General features: G+C 64.7%; 21 protein-coding genes. 3 read left to right on the top strand and 18 right to left on the bottom strand.

What is annotated here, in order from left to right:
* The 9 genes from pxpB to era form a co-directional block, all read right to left on the bottom strand.
* Positions 1–605, bottom strand: a 605-nt coding sequence (gene pxpB / locus Mlute_RS02325) for a 5-oxoprolinase subunit PxpB (RefSeq protein WP_119359148.1), incomplete at its 3' end; no start/stop codon positions are given.
* A 15-nt stretch (positions 606–620) separates the two neighbouring features.
* On the bottom strand, positions 621–1373 hold the full coding sequence (locus Mlute_RS02320; RefSeq protein ID WP_119359147.1) for a LamB/YcsF family protein: 753 nt from the start codon (positions 1371–1373) through the stop codon (positions 621–623).
* 15 nt (positions 1374–1388) lie between these two features.
* Positions 1389–2693: a TRAP transporter large permease gene (locus tag Mlute_RS02315; protein ID WP_119359146.1), complete on the bottom strand. Its 1305-nt coding sequence runs from the start codon at positions 2691–2693 to the stop codon at positions 1389–1391.
* 3 nt (positions 2694–2696) lie between these two features.
* Complete coding sequence (locus Mlute_RS02310) at positions 2697–3203, bottom strand: TRAP transporter small permease (protein WP_119359145.1); 507 nt, start codon at positions 3201–3203, stop codon at positions 2697–2699.
* 71 nt (positions 3204–3274) lie between these two features.
* Positions 3275–4240: a TRAP transporter substrate-binding protein gene (locus Mlute_RS02305; RefSeq protein ID WP_119359144.1), complete on the bottom strand. Its 966-nt coding sequence runs from the start codon at positions 4238–4240 to the stop codon at positions 3275–3277.
* Between the two features lie 16 nt (positions 4241–4256).
* Positions 4257–5072 (bottom strand): IclR family transcriptional regulator, encoded by an 816-nt coding sequence (locus Mlute_RS02300; protein ID WP_119359143.1) that lies wholly within the window; start codon positions 5070–5072, stop codon positions 4257–4259.
* 79 nt (positions 5073–5151) lie between these two features.
* Positions 5152–6129, bottom strand: coding sequence for a deoxyhypusine synthase family protein (locus tag Mlute_RS02295; RefSeq protein ID WP_119359142.1), 978 nt, complete (start codon positions 6127–6129; stop codon positions 5152–5154).
* Between the two features lie 160 nt (positions 6130–6289).
* Positions 6290–6511, bottom strand: a complete 222-nt coding sequence (locus tag Mlute_RS02290; RefSeq protein WP_119359141.1) for a DUF2905 domain-containing protein — start codon at positions 6509–6511, stop codon at positions 6290–6292.
* A gap of 26 nt (positions 6512–6537) precedes the next feature.
* Positions 6538–7434 (bottom strand): GTPase Era, encoded by an 897-nt coding sequence (era, locus tag Mlute_RS02285; protein ID WP_119359140.1) that lies wholly within the window; start codon positions 7432–7434, stop codon positions 6538–6540.
* Positions 7435–7478: 44 nt separating this feature from the next.
* Here era and dprA point away from each other — a divergent pair, with 44 nt between their 5' ends.
* Positions 7479–8492 carry a DNA-processing protein DprA gene (gene dprA / locus Mlute_RS02280; RefSeq protein ID WP_119359139.1) on the top strand — a complete coding sequence of 338 codons (1014 nt, stop codon included), beginning with the start codon at positions 7479–7481 and terminating at the stop codon, positions 8490–8492.
* On the opposite strand, the gene dusA is transcribed toward dprA, so the two are convergent.
* The 7 genes from dusA to Mlute_RS02255 are packed head-to-tail and all read right to left on the bottom strand — an operon-like array spanning position 8477 to position 13189.
* A complete protein-coding gene (dusA, locus tag Mlute_RS02275) occupies positions 8477–9490 on the bottom strand; it encodes a tRNA dihydrouridine(20/20a) synthase DusA (protein ID WP_119359138.1) in 1014 nt (337 codons plus the stop codon). The two genes, dprA and dusA, sit on opposite strands and share 16 nt — an antisense overlap.
* Positions 9487–9939 (bottom strand): PD-(D/E)XK nuclease superfamily protein, encoded by a 453-nt coding sequence (locus Mlute_RS02270; RefSeq protein WP_119359137.1) that lies wholly within the window; start codon positions 9937–9939, stop codon positions 9487–9489. Before Mlute_RS02270 ends, dusA begins: the two co-directional genes overlap by 4 nt.
* Positions 9940–10248, bottom strand: coding sequence for a DNA adenine methylase (locus Mlute_RS16395; protein WP_281270824.1), 309 nt, complete (start codon positions 10246–10248; stop codon positions 9940–9942).
* Positions 10236–10487 carry a DNA adenine methylase gene (locus Mlute_RS16390; RefSeq protein WP_281270823.1) on the bottom strand — a complete coding sequence of 84 codons (252 nt, stop codon included), beginning with the start codon at positions 10485–10487 and terminating at the stop codon, positions 10236–10238. The genes Mlute_RS16395 and Mlute_RS16390 overlap by 13 nt, the downstream gene beginning before the upstream one ends.
* On the bottom strand, positions 10477–10740 hold the full coding sequence (locus Mlute_RS16585) for a DNA adenine methylase (RefSeq protein ID WP_407942634.1): 264 nt from the start codon (positions 10738–10740) through the stop codon (positions 10477–10479). Before Mlute_RS16585 ends, Mlute_RS16390 begins: the two co-directional genes overlap by 11 nt.
* Before the next feature lie 5 nt (positions 10741–10745).
* Positions 10746–11774 (bottom strand): 4-hydroxy-3-methylbut-2-enyl diphosphate reductase, encoded by a 1029-nt coding sequence (ispH, locus tag Mlute_RS02260; RefSeq protein WP_119359136.1) that lies wholly within the window; start codon positions 11772–11774, stop codon positions 10746–10748.
* A gap of 50 nt (positions 11775–11824) precedes the next feature.
* Positions 11825–13189: a tetratricopeptide repeat protein gene (locus Mlute_RS02255; protein WP_119359135.1), complete on the bottom strand. Its 1365-nt coding sequence runs from the start codon at positions 13187–13189 to the stop codon at positions 11825–11827.
* Between the two features lie 169 nt (positions 13190–13358).
* On the opposite strand from Mlute_RS02255, the gene ftsH reads away from it, so the two are divergent.
* Complete coding sequence (gene ftsH / locus Mlute_RS02250; protein ID WP_119359134.1) at positions 13359–15224, top strand: ATP-dependent zinc metalloprotease FtsH; 1866 nt, start codon at positions 13359–13361, stop codon at positions 15222–15224.
* Between the two features lie 94 nt (positions 15225–15318).
* Here ftsH and rplL read toward each other — a convergent pair whose 3' ends face one another.
* Together rplL and rplJ are read right to left on the bottom strand one after the other, a co-directional pair.
* Positions 15319–15702: a 50S ribosomal protein L7/L12 gene (gene rplL / locus Mlute_RS02245; RefSeq protein ID WP_119359133.1), complete on the bottom strand. Its 384-nt coding sequence runs from the start codon at positions 15700–15702 to the stop codon at positions 15319–15321.
* Between the two features lie 12 nt (positions 15703–15714).
* The gene (rplJ, locus tag Mlute_RS02240) at positions 15715–16239 is read right to left on the bottom strand and encodes a 50S ribosomal protein L10 (protein ID WP_119359132.1); all 525 of its coding nucleotides are present in this window, start codon (positions 16237–16239) and stop codon (positions 15715–15717) included.
* 325 nt (positions 16240–16564) lie between these two features.
* Here rplJ and rplS point away from each other — a divergent pair, with 325 nt between their 5' ends.
* Entirely contained in the window at positions 16565–17005 is a 441-nt protein-coding gene (gene rplS / locus Mlute_RS02235) for a 50S ribosomal protein L19 (protein WP_119359131.1), read from the top strand.
* Positions 17006–17076 lie beyond the last annotated feature (71 nt).

Here is a 17076-nt window from a genome sequence, read left to right as displayed (position 1 = left end):
GGAACGAAGCGCACCCGGTCGCCGGCTTGAAGGTAGAAGGGCTGGGGGCGATGGGGGTTGTACACCTGCACCAGGGCCGTACCCAGCAAGTGCCACCCGCCTGGGGAGGGTAGGGGGTAGATGCCGGTTTGATCCCCCGCGATGGCCACCGCGTGGGCGGGAACCTGCGGGCGCGGGGTGGCCCGCCGGGGCAGCCGAAGGCGCTCGGGCAGCGGCCCCAAAAAGGGAAACCCAGGGGTGAAACCGGTGGCGAAGACCCGGTAGAGGGGCTGGCTGTGGAGCCCCACCACCTCCTTCACCGAGAGCCCCGTCTGCTCGGCCACCCAGGCCAGGTCCAGGCCGTCGTAGCGGACGGGCACCTCCACCTCCTGGCCCTCCTCCCCCTCGGGCAGCTCCCGTAGGGCCCGCTGCACCAAGCCCCGCAGGCGGGCCAAGGAGGTTCGCTCAGGGTCAAACTCCAGGTAAAGGTTGCGGTACCCCGGGACCAGGTCGGTCACCCCAGGCGGTGGGCTCACCAGCCAGAGGCGCAGCAGGGCCAGCATCCGGGCGTTGGCCTTGGGGTCCAGCCTCTCGGAGAAGGCCAGGTAAAAACCACGCAGGGCCATGCGAAAGCCGCCACCTCAGTAGGTGCGGATGGCGACCTCTTCCCGCTCCAGGGCCTCCCGCACCGCCTTCGCGATGGCCAAGGCCTGGGGGTTGTCGCCGTGGATGCAAAGCGTCTGGGCCCGCACCGGCACCACCCCCCCGTCCACCGCCTCCACCCGGCCCCAAAGCACCATCTGCACCGCTCGCCGGGCAGCCAGCTCCGGGTCGTGAATCCAGGCCCCCGGCGTCCCCCTGGGGGCCAGCCGGCCGTCCTGGGTGTAGCCCCGTTCAGGGAAGGCCTCGGCCACGGTCCGCAAACCCAGCCTCTGGGCCTCCGCCTCGAGGGGCGTGCCGGGCAGCACCACCAGCGGCAAGCCGGGGTCGTAGTCCCGAACCGCCCTGGCGATGGCCGCCGCGGTAGGGGCGTCGCGGGTGGCCCGGTTATAAAGGGCCCCGTGGGGCTTCACATGGTGCAGGGGCATCCCGGCCACCTTGAGAAAGGCGGCCAGGGCCCCCACTTGGTATAGCACGTCTGCGTACACCTCCTCAGGCCCAGCGGCCATCTCCCGCCGCCCAAAGCCCACCAGGTCAGGGAAACCGGGGTGCGCCCCCACCGCAATCCCCGCCCGCTGGGCCAGCTCGAGGGTCCGCCTCATGGTGAGCGGGTCGCCGGCGTGAAAACCGCAGGCCACATTGACCGAGCTGACCAAAGGGAATAGTTCCTCGTCCTGGCCCAGCTTCCAGTTGCCAAAAGACTCGCCTGCATCAACGTTCAGGTCAATCCACATGGTGCCTCGCCAAGGCTACTGCCCCACCATGTTCCGCGGCAACCAGGTCACAATCTCCGGAAAGACCGTGATGATGGCCGCCGCCAGGAGCAGCAAGAACAAAAACGGCAGGGCCGAACGGGCAATCGTGAAGATGTCCCGTCCCGAAAGGCCCTGCAGCACAAACAGGTTAAAGCCCACCGGCGGGGTAATCTGGGCCAGCTCCACCGCAATCACCAGGAAGATGCCAAACCACAGCAGGTCTATCCCCACCGCCTTGGCCAGCGGCAGGATCACCGAGGTGGTCAGCACAATGATGGAAATGCCGTCTAGGAAGGCCCCCAGCACCAGAAACAGAGCCATCAGCACCGCCAGCAGGGCGTACTTAGAAAGCCCCAGCTCCGCCACCCAGGCCGCCATCGCCGCCGGGATTCCGGTAAAGCCCATGGCGATGGAGAGCACCGCGGCCCCGGCCAGGATAAACCCAATCATGCTGGTGGTGCGCACCGCCCCCATCAGGCTCTCCAGAAGCCCCTGCCAGCTCAGGCTGCGCGTCCAAAAGGCGATTAAAAGGGCCCCCAGCACCCCTAGGCTGGCCGCCTCGGTAGGGGTGGCTACACCCGCATAAATGGAGCCAATGACGGCCACTATCAAAAGCAGCACCGGCAGAATCTTCAGAAGCCCGCGCAGGCGCTGCCCAAGCGGCATAGGCGGGTCAGGTGGGGGCATTCTCTTCGCGTTTAGGAGCCCTGCGAGCATCACCCAGCCCATGAACAGGAGCATCACCAACAGACCCGGCAGCAGACCCGCAATGAAGAGCCGCGCCACCGAGACCTCAGCGGCCACCCCGTAGACAATCATCACCACCGAGGGGGGAATCAGGAGGCCCAGGGTGCCCGAACCAGCCAGCGAGCCCAGCACCAGCCGCTCGGGGTAGCCGCGCTTAAGCAGCTCGGGCAGGGCAATCTTGCCCACGGTGGCGGTGGTGGCCGCGGAAGAGCCGATCACCGCCGCAAAGATGCCCGAGGCCAGCACGTTGATGTGCAATAGGCGGCCCGGGATGCTGCGCAGCCAGGGGGAAAGCCCCTCAAAGAGGTCGGCGGCCAGGCGGGTGCGGTAGAGAATCTCCCCCATCCAGATGAACATCGGCAAAGCCGCCAGGGACCAACTAGAAACCGAACTCCAAAGGCTTCCCGCCACGCTGGCCCCCGGGGGGGTGTTGGTGAAGAACTGCAACCCCACCCAGCCCACCCCCAGCAGGGCCAGGGCGATCCAGACCCCTCCACCCAGGAGCAAGAGCAGCAGTAGAACCAGAAAAAGCGCAACCTGGGTCAGCTCCATGGCCTACTCCTGCCCCCCGCCCTCAGAAAGGTGGGCCGGGACCTCACCCCGCAACAAGGCCACCCAGGCCTCGGCTAGGGCAACACAAAAGACGCTCATACCCAGGGCCAAAAAGCTCTGGGGCAGCCAGAGCGGCAAGGGCAGCAGACCTGGGGCCAGGTCGCCGTAGGCGTGGGAGTCCAAAACCAGCCGCCAGAGGTGAAAAGCGGCGTACAGCGAGACCAGCAGAGAACCCCCCCCCGCGACGGCCTCCACCCAAAGCCGGGCCCGGCCCTGCAGCCGGCGCAACAGCACCCCTACCCGGATATGCCCCCCAGCCCGCAGGGTGGGGGCCAACGCAAGGAAGACCGCCCCCGCCGTAGCGAAACCAGAGAGCTCGTTGGCCGAAGGAACAACGAGGCCAAACTGCCGACCCACAATCTGGGCTAGGATGACCAGAAAGATAAAAATCACCAGGGCCGCCGCCACAAAGCTCGAGAAGCGGTACAGGGCATCCAAAAACCTGCGCACAACCCCCCCTCAAAAGGGCAGGGCCCCCAGCGCTGCAGGTAAAACCCCCCAGGGCGCCAGGGGCCGCAAGCCTATCTGCCTAGGTATTCCCGGTAGATCTTGACCCCGGTGGCCCCGGCCCGGCGGAGCCACTCGTTCGCCATGGTCTGCCCCACCTTTTTGAGGTCGGCCGCAAGCTGCGGGCTGGGCTGCAAAACCTGCATACCCCGCTGGGCCAGGATGGCGGTCTTGCTGGCCGCCTCTTGCTGGCTGGCTTGCCAGCCCCGCTGTTCGGCCCGGCGGGCGGCTGCCAGCACCGCTTCGCGGTCAGCAGGGCTCAGGGCGTCCAGGGCCCGCCGGTTCGCGATCACCATGTTCTTGGGAATCCAGGCCCTAAGGTCGTAGTAGTAGCGGGCAAAGTCCCAGGCCTGGCTGTCTACTCCTGTGGAGGGAGAGGTGATCATGGCCGCGACAATGCCGGTGGCGAAGGCCTGGGGGATATCGGCAGCCTCCACCTGGGTGGGCACCATGCCAGTGAGCTCGGCGATGCGGGCGGTGGCCGGGTTGTAGGCCCGGAAGCGCACCCCCCGGAGGTCGGCCACGCTATTCACCGGTTGCTTGGTGTAAAGGCCCTGCCCAGGCCAAGGCACCGAGAACAAGAGCACCATGCCTCGCCGGGCCAGCCAGCTCTCTATCTCAGGCCTGGAAACCCGGTAAAGCCGCTGGGCATCCTCATAGCTACCCACCAGGAAAGGAATGGAGTCTAGGGCGAAGATGGGGTTCTCGTTGGCCAGCAACGAGATCAGCACCTCGCCCAGCTGCACCTGCCCGTTGCGTACCCCGGGCAGAATCTGGGGGTGGGGCAGCAAGGAGCCCCCGCTGTTCACCCGTATGACCAAACGGCCCTGGGTGGCGGTCTCCACATCCTTGGCGAACTCGCGGATGTTGACGGTGTGGAAGTTCCCGTCGGGGTAAGGGGTCGCCATCGTCCAGGTCTGGGTCTGGGCACTGGCGATGCCCAGGGCTAGGCCTGCCAAAACTCCAATCCATCGCTGCATAAGAACCTCCTTTGCGCTACGGCACCTTCGCCGCAAGCGACGCCAAAAAACCCTCGGGGTCGGCCCGCCAAGCACCGGCGAAGCCGAGCCGCCGCGAAACCTCTAAGGCCGTCCGGTTTAGAGCGTGCAGGTACTCCCCAAGCCGCCTCCCCTCCCGATAGAGGGCCTCCGCGCCGGCTAAGCTCAAGGCCGCCAACACCTCCCCTTCCGGCCCGCGAACAGGAGCGGCCAGCTCGGCGGAGTGGGGCTCGAGCTCGCCAAAGCTGGCCGCAAAACCGGTTCCTCGGGTCTGCGCCAAGAGCTCCCGCAGCCGCACCGGGTCTACCGGGGTGGCTGGGGTGTAGACCTTGCGCTCGGCGGAGAAAACCGCCTTTTGCACCTCCTCCGGCGCGAAGGCCAGCAAGAGCCGGGTAGAGGCTCCGGCGTAAAGGGGGGCCCGCCGGCCTGGGGCGATGTAGAGCCGCACCCTTACCCGGGCCTCCAAGACCTCCAGGTACACCCCCTCCAGGCCATCCCGCACCACCCACTGCACCGACTGGCCCGTGGCGTCGCGCAGGGCCTGCATCAGGGGTAGGGCCACCCCTCGAGCCGGGTAGGCGGCTTTGACCAGGGTGCCCAGGTGCAAAAACCGGGTGCCCAACCGATAGCGCCCGTTCTCCCGCACCAGCATCCCATAGCGCTCCAACACCCGGAGGCTGCGCAGGCAGGTGGCCTTGGACCACCCGCTGGCCCGGGCCAGCTCCGAAAGCCCCCAGTAGGGCCGTTCCTCGCTGAAGAAGCCCAGCAGGTACAGGGGGCGCTCGAGGGTGGGGACGGAGCGGTCGGGTTTCATTGGAAGAACCACCTAGCTGCTGATTGAACCCACTGGGGGCAAAGCTACACCCCAGGGCCAGGGTTGTCAAGGCCGGCCTCTACCAACCCAACACGATGGCGAAAACCAGAGGGGCCACGATGGAGGCGTCGGACTCAATCATGAACTTGGGCGTCTCTACCCCCAGCTTGCCCCAGGTAATCTTCTCGTTGGGCACCGCGCCCGAGTAGGAGCCGTAGCTGGTGGTGGAGTCAGAAATCTGGCAGAAGTAGCCCCAGACCGGGATGTCGGCCCGGCCCATGTCCTGGTGCAGCATGGGCACCACGCAGATGGGGAAGTCCCCGGCAATCCCCCCGCCAATCTGAAAGAAGCCGATGGAGCGGGTCTTGCTGGTTTGCTCGTACCACCGGGCCAGCTCCATCATGTACTCAATCCCGGTGCGCACCGTGTGCACGTTTTTGATGGTTCCGCTCAGGCAGTGGCCGGCGTACATGTTGCCGGTGGTGGAGTCCTCCCAGCCTGGCACATAGATGGGAAGCTCCTTTTCCGCAGCGGCCACCACCCAGCTATCCCGGGGGTCAATCTGGTAATAGGGCTCGAGCCGCCCCGAGCGAAGGACGCGGTAGACAAACTCGTGGGGAAAGCGGCACTCCCCTGCCCTGTCGGCGGCCACCCACTCTTCCAAAAGGGCTGCCTCGAGCCGCCGCATGGCCTCCATTTCGGGAATACAGGTATCCGTCACCCGGTTGAGGTGGCGGTCCAGCAGCCTTTTTTCGTCCTGGGCGGTCAGCTCGCGCCAGTTGGGAATGCGCTCGTAGTGGTGGTGGGCCACCAGGTTGAAGAGGTCCTCCTCCAGGTTGGCCCCGGTGCAGCTAATGGCGTGGACCTTTTCCTGGCGAATCATCTCGGCCAAGGACAGGCCCAGCTCGGCGGTGCTCATGGCCCCGGCCAGGGTGACCATCATCGCCCCACCTCCCTCCAGGTGGGCCCGGTAGGCTTCGGCCGCCTCCACCAGGGTAGCGGCGTTGAAATGACGGAAATGGTGCTTGAGGAACTGGGTGACGGGCGCGTTTGCCATAGCTATACCTCCGAACTCGGGGCGGCCAGGGGAGGCTCCCCGTGGCCCGGGGCTAAAAAAGTCTAGCAGACCAAAAGCCCTAGCCAGCCTCAGCGCCGGTCCAGCCAGCGGCAACACCTCCCAACGGCCAGCCCAGCCAGCCTGGGGCTTTTGGCGGATTCTAGCGGAAAAAGCGCTGGAGAAGGTTGAAAACCAGACTCAGAACCAGGCTCAGTAGGAGCATGGAGGTAAGGGGAAAGTACAAGCGAAACCCATCCCGCTCAATGCGAATATCCCCCGGCAACCGGCCAAACCAGCCCAAAAGCCCCGGGGCGTACAACCAGATGAGGCCCAGCAGCACCAAAATAAACCCTACCCACAGCAGCAACCGGCCCACTTCCATCCTCAAACCCTCCAAGCCTGCCCGCGCTAAATGTACCCCAGCTCCCGCAGGGCCTCGGGGTCCTTGCGCCAGTTGGGGTAGACCCTGACCTGAAGGTCCAGGTAAACCCTGCGGCCTAGGAAGACCTCGAGCTGTTTGCGCGCCGCCGCCCCAATCTCCTTGAGCATCCGCCCCCCCGCCCCAATTAGGATTGGCTTGTGGTTCTCCCGCTCCACGTAGATGTTCACCCGGATGTAGAACATCCCGTTCTCGCGCGGCTCAAATTCTTCGGTTTTGGTGGCGATGGTGTAGGGAACCTCCTCCTTTAGACGCTTCATGGCCTCCTCGCGCACAATCTCGGCAGCCCACTCCTCCGCGCTCTGGTCGCCCCGGGCGTAGTTCTCAGGGTAGAAAAAGGGCCCCTCAGGCAAAAGGGCCAAAAGCTCACCGCGCAGGGACCGGGCATCCCGCTCATCCTGGGCCGATATCATGCGGGTCTCCAGGCCCGGCAGGAGGTCCGCGTAGCCCCGCATGGCCTCCTCTGGATACTTGGCCGCATCCACCTTGTTGCCCACCAACAAAATGGGCACCTGGCCCCGCAAGGGCGCCAAGGCCCGGGCCACCCGCTCGTCCTCCGGGGTAGGTGGATGGCGCAGGTCAACCACCCAGACCACCGCATTCACCTCGGCCAAGGCCTCGGTAATTTGGCGGATCATATACTCCCCCAAGGCATCCTCGGCCTCGTGCCAGCCTGGGGTATCCACAAACACAATTTGGCGGTTGTCCTCGGTGTAGACCCCCCGCACCCGCTTGCGGGTGGTCTGGGGCTTGGGGCTGATGGGGGCCACCTTGGCCCCCAGCATCACGTTGAGCAAGGTGGACTTGCCCACGTTGGGCTTGCCCACCAGGGCCACAAAGCCGGAATAGGTGGTTCCTTCCCTCACTTCTTCAGTATAGACCTACCCCATCGGCTATCCTAGGGCGTGCTATGCCCGACCCCCTGGCCCTAGCCCTCACCCCCGGCGTCGGCCCCAAGCGCCTGGCCCTAGCCCTGAAGACCGACCTGAGCCCAGAGGCCATCGTCAAGACCCTGGGCAGCGAGGTGGGCCGGGCCTACCACCAGGCCCTGCGCGAGGGCCGGGCCGAACGGGAGCGGGAAAAGGCCCAGCGGATGGGTCTGCGCCTTATCGGGCTTTGGGAAGAGGCCTACCCTGAGCGGCTGCGGCATCTGGACAGCCCGCCCACAGTGCTCTACCTGAAGGGCAGGCTGCCCGAAATCCCCCACAACATCGGCATTGTGGGCACCCGTAGGGCCAGCCCCTGGGCCATCGCCTGGACGCAGAGGGTGGCCCGGGAGCTGGCCGAGGCCGGGGTAGGGGTGATCTCGGGGTTGGCCCTGGGAATTGACGCTGCCGCCCACCGAGGAGCGTTGGAAGGGGGCGGCTACACCCTGGGGGTGCTGGGCAGCGGTATGGACCGGCTCTACCCCCCTCAGAACCGCACCCTAGCCGAGCAGATGCACCTGCTCTCGGAGTTTCCCCTAGGAACACCCCCTCAGGCCGGCCTCTTTCCCAGGCGCAACCGAATCGTGGCCGCGCTGGCCAAAGCGGTGCTGGTGGTGGAGGCTGGGGAAAAAAGCGGCAGCCTCATCACCGCGCGCTTCGCCCTGGAGCTGGGCCGGGATGTGCTGGCGGTGCCGGGCCGCCCCGGCGACACCGCTTCCTTGGGCTGCAACCGCCTGATCCAGGACGGGGCCGGGCTGGTGATGGGCACCGAGGATGTGCTGAACGCTTTGGGCCTCAGGGCCCCGGCAGCCAAGCCCCCTTCCCTTCAAGGCCCCGAGGCCCGGGTCTACCGGGCCCTGCTCGAACTCTCCGAGGCCCTACCCGACGATCTGGCCCAGGCCACCGGCCTACCCCCCAGCGAGGTTCTCTCATTGCTCACCTTGTTGGAGATAAAGGGCTTGGCGCAGGCCAACGGGGGACGCTACCGCCCGCTTTGAACCCCCAGCCGCCGCTCGCTTTCGGCCATAACCCGCTCCAGGGCCGCCTCCAACACCTCCACCCCAGCCCCCCGGCGGCAGGCCCCCTCAGAGAGCAGCCTGCGCCAAAGCCGGCCACCAGGCTGTCCCTTGAAGAGGTTGAGCATATGCCGGGCAACTGCCCAGAGGGGAAGGCCCCGCTCGAGCTGGGCCCGGGCGTACCCCATCATCTGCCGGGCCACCCAGAATCGGTCTACCTGGCGGCTCGAGGAAAAAAACCGCCGGTCGGCCTCGGCCAGCACAAAGGGGTCCTCGTAGACCGCCCGGCCCAGCATCACCCCGTCCACCCGCTCCAGGTGGGCCTCGGCCTCCTCCAGGGTGCGCACCCCGCCGTTGAGCACGATGGTCAGGTGGGGGAAGTCTTCCTTTAGCCGGTAAACCCAGTCGTAGCGCAGGGGCGGTACAGTACGGTTCTCAGCGGGCGAAAGCCCCTTCAGGTAGGCTTTTCTAGCGTGAACGATAAAAACCCCAACGCCCACCCCGGCCAGCCTCTCAACAAACCGGGCAACATAGCGGTAATCCTCCATCTCGTCCACCCCCAGCCGGTGCTTGGCGGTGACGGGAACCCCGACCGCCTGCCGCATGGCGGCCATGCACGCTGCGACCCGCTCGGGCTCGAGCATCAAACAGGCCCCAAACCCACCCCCCTGCACCCGCTCCGAGGGGCAGCCCAGGTTCAGGTTAATCTCGTCGTAGCCCCAGGCCTCCCCAATCCTGGCCGCCTCGGCCAGCCTCTCGGGCACCGAACCCCCAAGCTGCAAGGCCACCGGGTGTTCCTCGGGGTTGAAGTCCAAGAGCTTGGCCCGATTGCCCAGCAGAATAGACTGGTCCACCACCATCTCGGTATACAGGCGCACCCACTGGCTGATCAGCCGGAGCAGGTAGCGAAAATGCCGGTCGGTCCAGTCCATCATGGGTGCAACGGACAGGAGCCAGGGGTTCAGAGCAGACGCTTTCATAACTGCTTGGAATTGACCCGATTCATGAAAGCGTAAAAGTCCAGTATCTCCACCCCTTCGTGGGGGATAAATTCCTTAAGGCCACCCCTTTCATACCATTCCTTGAGGTGGCGGTTCCACCCATCATCCGCCAAAACCACATAGGCCCTTTCTGCCCTCAAAGTTACCTCTTCTGAACCTCTAGACACAACCTGTTCTGCCTTTCTCAAAAGGTCCAGCAAGCGGACCACCTCAAACGGCACCTTTTCCTCCGTGGTGCCGCTCGTACCCTGCCACTTCAGCGAAACAAAAACCTGGCTTGGAGCCCTGATAGCGAAGTCTACCTTGTGGCTGCGGCCCGCCAAGGAGCCTTTTACCCTACCCTGGACCAAAAAATCGTATCCATTCTCCCGTAAAGCCGTCTCCAGCATGGACTCAAATATCTTTCCCGAGCGCGTGCGGGCCGCCATCTATACCTTGTAAGCCACCATCTCCCTAGCAGGTGTTCTGTCGCCGTTGCAGCTAATTCTTCTAGGTGCTTGAATGGTTTCCACTTTGAAGCCTAGGTCTGAGTACAGGGCGAGAATACGATCCGTGGCCTGGTTGGAGGCCACCACAGGCACGTCTAAGGCAGCCAGCCAATGCGCTAGCCGCACCTGATCGTCCCACCCGAAACCCTCTGCGCTGTACTGAGTGAATTCTACGTCGTAGGGCGGATCAGCATAGACAAAATCCCCTGGCTCTACGGAAAGGGAGGCAAAGTCCCCTAAAAAGTCCACTCCCTGAGCAAGGAGGCGTAGGCTCCAAAGTCCTTACTATAGGCAACGCTTCTATACTTACCGAAAGGAACATTGAAAAGCCCTTCCCGGTTAAACCTGCAAAGCCCATTATAGCCCGTTCGGTTTAGGTAATAGAACAGCAAAGCGGCCTCCTCACTCTCGGCCTGCCCCTCCTTGATAAGCGTATTGAAGCGCTTCCGATTAGCCAGGTAAACCTCGCGGCTGTTCTCAAACCGCACCCCTTGAACCCTCAGGCCTCTTTTGAGGTGCCGGTAGAAGTTGATCAGATGGAGGGTTCATGTCGTTGAGCAAAGCCCTCCGTGGCAGCAGCGAAAGGGCAACCGCCATCCCACCCACGAACGGCTCTACCAAACGCCGTCCGCTGTGCTTCTCCCAGAAACGCTCCCGGATCAAAGGGGCTAACCAACGCTTGCCCCCGGCCCACTTCAGGGGGGGCGCAAATAGGGGCTGGGGGGTTGCTAAGGGCCACATTGGAGTTAACGCTGGCTGGCCCACCACTCCTCGGGGGATACCCGCTTGGGCTCACGGAACTCAATGTCCTCCCACTCCCCCTCCTCCACAACCTCCAAGCGGGGGTTTTGTTGCCGGAAGTAGGCCACCACTTCCTGCACCAGGTCGTCCGGGGTGGAGGCCGCCGAGGTAACCCCCACCGAGCGCACCCCTTGAAGCCACTCGAGCCGGATATCCTCCACGGTGTTTATGCGCTCGGCCCGGCCCACCAAAGCCCGGGCCAGCTCCAAGAGGCGCATCCCGTTAGAAGAGGCCGGGCTGGTGAGGACCAGGAAAAGGTCCACGTGCGGGGCGATGCGCCTCACCGCATCCTGGCGGTTTTTGGTGGCGTAGCAAAGGTCGCTGCGAGCGGGCACCACCAGCTTAGGAAAGCGCTCTTTCAGAATCGCAATGGTGGCCAGGGTATCGTCCACCGAGAGGGTGGTCTGGGTCAGCACCACCACCCTCTCCGGGTCCGGCACCTCCACCGTGTGGGGGTCGGCCAGACGTGGGTCACGGCCCACCTGGGTGTGCACCGCCACCAGGATGGTGCGCTCCGGGGCCTCCCCGCGGGTGCCTTTAATCTCCTGGTGGTCCGCAGAATCGCCGATCAGGAGAATCCAGTACCCCTCGCGGGCGTAGCGCTTAGCCTCGTTGTGTACCTTGGTGACCAAAGGGCAGGTAGCGTCTATCTGGTAGAGGTTGCGCTCCGCCGCCTCAGCGCGCAGCCAAGGGGGGATTCCGTGGGCCGAGAAGACCACCGTGTTGGCAAGCTTCTTGCCCTCCTTGGCCCGTTCCTCGCGCAGGCGGTCTACCTCAGCCAGGTCCTCCACAAAGTGTACGCCGTAGCGCTCCTGGAGGCGCCGGGTCACCACCTCGTTGTGCACGATGGCGTGGTAGACCACCAGCTCCCCTTCTTCCCGCAAGGTCTGCGCCGCCTTCTCCACCGCCTCAATGGCCATCACCACGCCGGCGCAGAACCCCCGGGGCTTAGCCAGGTAAACACGCTCAACCATAACCGGCACCATAGCACAAACCGAAAGACGCCTCTGTAAGCCACCGCCGCTCAGTTCAGCGTCCGGCTCCCCCCCATTAGATTCCGGGCCCGCTCGGCGTAGCTGCTCAGGGTCTGGTACCACTCGTCGGAGGGGTGGATGTACGGCAGCACCGCCTCGCTGCGGGAAATAATCTCCTCGGGTCGGCGAAAGCCGAGCTGGGCTAGGGTGTCCACCACCATCTGCTGGGCGGTAATCCAGTCCCGGCTGCCCTCAGGGGCCTCTTCACAGGCCTTGGTGTAGTGCTCGAGGGCCTCCTCGTAGTGCATCAGGTCATAGGCCAGGTTGCCCAGGATGAGGTAGCCGGTCCCCGCGTTGCCCAGCCGGATGGCCTGACGGGCAGCCTGCTCCGCCTCCTCGTAGCGCCCTTGGCGGTAGAGGGTCTCGGCCAGGTCACCGTAGGCCTCCCCCTGGTAGCCGTACTCCGGGTCGCGCAGCACCTCCCGCAGGGTGGCCTCGGCGTCGGCCAGCTTGCCCGCCTCCAAGTAGGCCACTGCCAGCTCGTGTAGGGCGTAGCTCCGCTCAGAGGGCTCAGCGCGGCGCACCGCCTCGCGAAAAGCCTCCGCAGCCTCCGCAGGCTGGCCGAGCTGCATAAGGGTCTGGCCGTGGACCAAGGGGGTTCCATAGGCGGGCTCGGCCCCTTGCCGTTCCCGCTCCAAAGCCCGTTGGATGGCCTCCAGGGCCAGCCCGGGGTTGCCCAGTAAGAGATGGCTGCGGGCCTCGAGGTAAAAGCGGGTGGCGGCGTCCTCGGGGTCCTCCAGCTCGAGGGTCTCGGAAGCTGCCTCGCGCAGGGTTTCCAGGGCCTCCTGCCCCATCCCGGCCTCCACGAACATCGCCGCGGCGTCAATCAGGTTCCAGTAGCGCTCCATTCCCACTGCCAACCGGGCCGCCTCCTTATAGGCCCAAGCCGCCTCAGCGGCCCGGCCCAGTCGCTCGTAGGCCTTGCCCCTTAGGGTGTGGGCCCGCCACTGGAGGAACGCGGGCAGCTCGAGGGGCCGCTCCAGTATCCCCAACGCCTCCTCCACCAAGCCCAGGTACATCAGGGCCTGGGCTTGGTGGTAAAGCGCCTGTGGGTCGTCGGTTTCAGGCAAAAGGCGCCGCACATCCTCCTCGGAGGCCCCCTCCAAAGCCCGAACCTCTCCCAGAAGCGAGCGGTAGCGAGGGTGGGCCTCGAGGCCCGGCGAACTCTCCAATCCCTCCTCCAGGGCCCGGTTGACCCCTTCTATCCCGCCTTCCCCATAAAGCGAGTAGGCCTCGGCCAGAAGCATGGCCACCTCCGCCGCCTCCTCGCCCTGGGCCAGCGCCAAGGTGCGCACCAGCACATCGAAAGCGGTATCGTAGTCTCCCTGGTGGAGGGCTTCCAAAACCACCCGCATCACCCCATGATAAGGGGGAAGCCCCAGAACCCCTGGGGGTGAGCCAACCCACTTTCCCGCCAACCCCCCCTAGCACCCATTCCCTGATGGCAAATTGGGTACCATATACTGCGGGTCTGGGCGCAAGGTAGTCGGCGCCCCACTTAGGGTATCCCACGGAGGTCTGGTTTTGCCTACACGCATCAACCCTTGGAGCCTGGTTCTTGTCGTAATCCTGGCCTACTGGCTTTTTACCCTCTTCGGCAGCAGCAACACCCGCAGCAACATCTCCTACACCGACTTTCTTACCTATGTGGAGCAGGGCAAGGTAGCCCGGGTCATCCTGCAGGAGGGCCGCATCAACGGCTTCTTCAAGGCCCCCGAGCGGGTCCGGGTGGGCAACTCCACTGAAACCACCGACCGCTTCACGGTGATTGCGCTGCCCTCGGGCTACACCGACCCCCAGTTCACCCAGCTCCTGCGGCAAAACGGCGTGGTCATTGAGAACCGCCCCCCGAGCATCTGGCCCCAGCTCCTCTATACGCTGGTGCCCATCCTGGTGCTTATCGGCTTCTGGTGGTTTTTCTTCATGCGCGCCCAGGGCGGGGCCGGCCAGGTGATGCAGTTCGGACAGAGCCGGGCCCGGCTATACGGGAAGGAGAAGCGGGTCAACACCACCTTCAAGGACGTAGCGGGCCACACCGAGGCTAAGCGAGAGCTGATGGAGGTGGTGGACTTTTTGAAGAATCCCCAAAAATACATCGCCATCGGCGCGGAGATTCCAAAAGGGGTGCTCCTGGTGGGACCGCCCGGCACCGGCAAGACCCTCCTGACCCGGGCGGTGGCGGGGGAGGCCGGCGTGCCCTTTTTCTCGGTTTCGGCCTCGGAGTTCATGGAGATGTTCGTGGGGGTGGGGGCCAGCCGGGTTCGCACCCTTTTTGAGGAGGCCCGACGCAACGCCCCGGCGATTATCTTCATAGACGAGCTTGACTCAATTGGGCGCAAGCGGGGGGCTGGCATCGGCGGGGGCCACGACGAGCGTGAGCAGACGCTAAACCAAATCCTCTCCGAGATGGACGGCTTTGAAAAGGACAGCAGCGTGATTGTGCTGGCCGCAACCAACCGCCCCGACATCCTGGACCCAGCCCTGCTGCGCCCGGGCCGCTTTGATCGGCAGGTGGTGATTGGCCTGCCCACCCTGGAGGAGCGGAAGGAGATACTGCAGGTGCACATGCGGGGCAAGAAATTCGGCCCCGACGTGGACATAGAGGCCCTGGCCCGCCTCACCCCGCAGTTCAGCGGGGCTGACCTCAAGAACCTGGTCAACGAGGCTGCCCTACAGGCCGCCCGCGAGAACGCCAGCGAGATCACCCAGGCCCACTTCCAGGCCGCGCTGGACAAGATTATGCTGGGGCTCGAGCGGGGCACCCTAAAGCTCAGCGAGCAGGAAAAGCGGGCGGTGGCCTACCATGAGGCCGGGCACGCCATCGCCGGCGAGGTGCTGCCCTATGCCGATAAGACCGAGAAAGTCTCCATCGTGCCCCGCGGGATGGCCTTGGGGGTACGCTGGAGCAGGCCCGAGGAGCGCATCCTGATGAGCAAGGAACACCTCGAGGACAGCCTGGCCATGACCCTGGCGGGCCGGGCGGCCGAGGAGCTCTTTGTGGGAACCATTACCACTGGCGCTGCAGGCGACTTCAAGCAGGCCACCGCCCTGGCCAAACAGATGGTTTTGGACTGGGGCATGGGCGACCACTTCAAAAACGTGGCCTGGGGCTCCAACACGGGGCCCATCTTCCTGGGCGAGGAAATCGCCAAAAAGCAGGACCACTCCGAGGAAACCAGCCGCCTCATTGACGCCGACATCCGGGCTATCCTGGACCGGGCCTATGAACGGGCCAAGGAGGTCTTAGCGGCCCACGCCGAAGCGGTGCACAAGCTGGCCGCCGAGCTGCTGGAGCGGGAGGTGGTGCAGGGCGAGCGGGTAAGGGAAATCCTCGCCCAGACCCAAGCCCCCGAGGCCATAGCCCCCACCGCCCTGCAGCCCGAGGGCTAGCTCCCCTACCCAGAGGAGGCCCCCGGGTTTCCCCGGGGGCCCCCGAAGCACGGGAAAAACCCCCGGCGATGGCCGGGGGTCTCTAGCGCCGCGCTTACTTGAGTTCCACCTTAGCCCCGGCGTCCTCGAGCTGCTTCTTAATCTTCTCAGCCTCTTCCTTGGAAACGCCTTCCTTCACCACACCGCCCTGCTCGGCGAGGTCCTTAGCCTCCTTCAGGCCCAGGCCGGTGATGGCCCGCAGCTCCTTGATGACGTTGAGCTTGTTGGCACCGGCCTCTTTGAGGACCACGTCAAACTCCGTCTTCTCCTCGGCCGCCGGAGCTGCGGCCCCGCCCGCAGCAGCCCCCGGAACAGCCACGGCCACCGGAGCAGCCGCGGTTACCCCCCACTCCTCCTTGAGCTCGTCAATGAGCTGCTTGAGTTCCAAAACGGTCGCGTTGGAAAGTTGGGCCTTAATCGCAGCGATATCCAAAGCCATCCTTGTACCTCCTTACGCAGCTTCTAGCTTCTGTACCCGGGCTTCTAGGATGCCCACCAGCTCTTGCGCCTTGGCCCCCAGCACACCCACCAGGTTGGAGAGTGTGGCCGAAAGCACTCCCACCAGCTCAGCCTGCAGCTCCTTTTGGCTGGGCAGATCAGCCAGGGCCTCCACCTGTTTGGCCGTCAGAACCTGGCCCGCGAGCATCCCCGCTTTGAAGGCCGGAATGCCCTTGTCGTTCGTCTTGGCAAACTCCTTTAGAGCTTTGGCCACAGCGGCCGGGTCGTTGAAGACCACCACCGCCGAAGGGCCGCTAAGCCCTTCAATGGGGGGTAGCCCCAGGTCGCCCATAGCCCTGCGAATCAGGGTGTTTTTGGCCACGATAAGCTCCCCACCCTTCTCCCGCACGGCCTTGCGAAGTTTGCCGGTAGGCCCCGCCGCCAGCCCCTGGTAGTTCACCAGGAAGAACGAACCCTGCGCAGCCCTAAGGGCCCCAGTGAGCGCCTCGAGGTTCTCTACGTTGCGCTTACTCGGCAAAGTCCCTCCTCTCGCGCTTCAAGCGCAGCCAAAACCGCTCGGATTTAGGGAAATCCGAAGCCTAAGGTTGCGAAAACGCTTCCCTACTAGCGCCTCGGCGACATTTTTAAGGCCATGGCCCGTCGCTGTCTTCGGCCACTCCAAACGAGTGCCAAGCTGGGATTATAAGGGGTAGGCCCCCATCCTTCAAGCCGGTTTTTGACAAGCCCTCCTGTGGCTGCTAGAATCTAGCGTTGGTTTCGCCCGAGTATCTGCTTGGCGGATACGCCCCAGGGCCCCTTTCCATGAACCCCAAAGAAGGTTCCGCTGGAGCTGAGGAGAAAACATGAACCGTGGCGCTTTGCTCAAGGTGGTTGAGAGGAAGTACACCCGCACCGATATCCCAGAGTTCAAACCCGGCGACACCGTGCGGGTCAACTACAAGGTCGTGGAGGGCAACCGTAGCCGCATCCAGGCCTACGAGGGCGTGGTCATCAAGATCAAGCGCAATGGCTACAACAGCTCCTTCACGGTGCGCAAGATCTCCTTTAACGAAGGGGTAGAGCGAATCTTCCCCTTCAACTCCCCCCTTATTGAGAGCGTCCAGGTGGTCAGCCGGGGGAAGGTACGCCGGGCCAAGCTCTACTACCTGCGCGCCCTGCGCGGAAAAGCGGCCCGCATCAAAGGCGACCGCAAGCGGCTCAACCAGGACGTGGAGGCCAAAGCCCAGGCGGCCCGCGAAGCCGCAAAGGCCAAGGCCGAGCCCACTCCCCAAGAGCCGGCCTAGCCCTCGCCTTCTTGCCCTTGCGGAGCGGGGAACCGCTCTGCTTTTTCGTCTGCGAAAAAGCCTACGCCACC

The organism is Meiothermus luteus (assembly GCF_003574085.1).
Taxonomy (GTDB): domain Bacteria; phylum Deinococcota; class Deinococci; order Deinococcales; family Thermaceae; genus Meiothermus; species Meiothermus luteus.
Note: the sequence above shows the minus strand (reverse complement) of the source record. Positions and strands in the feature narration are given on the sequence as shown.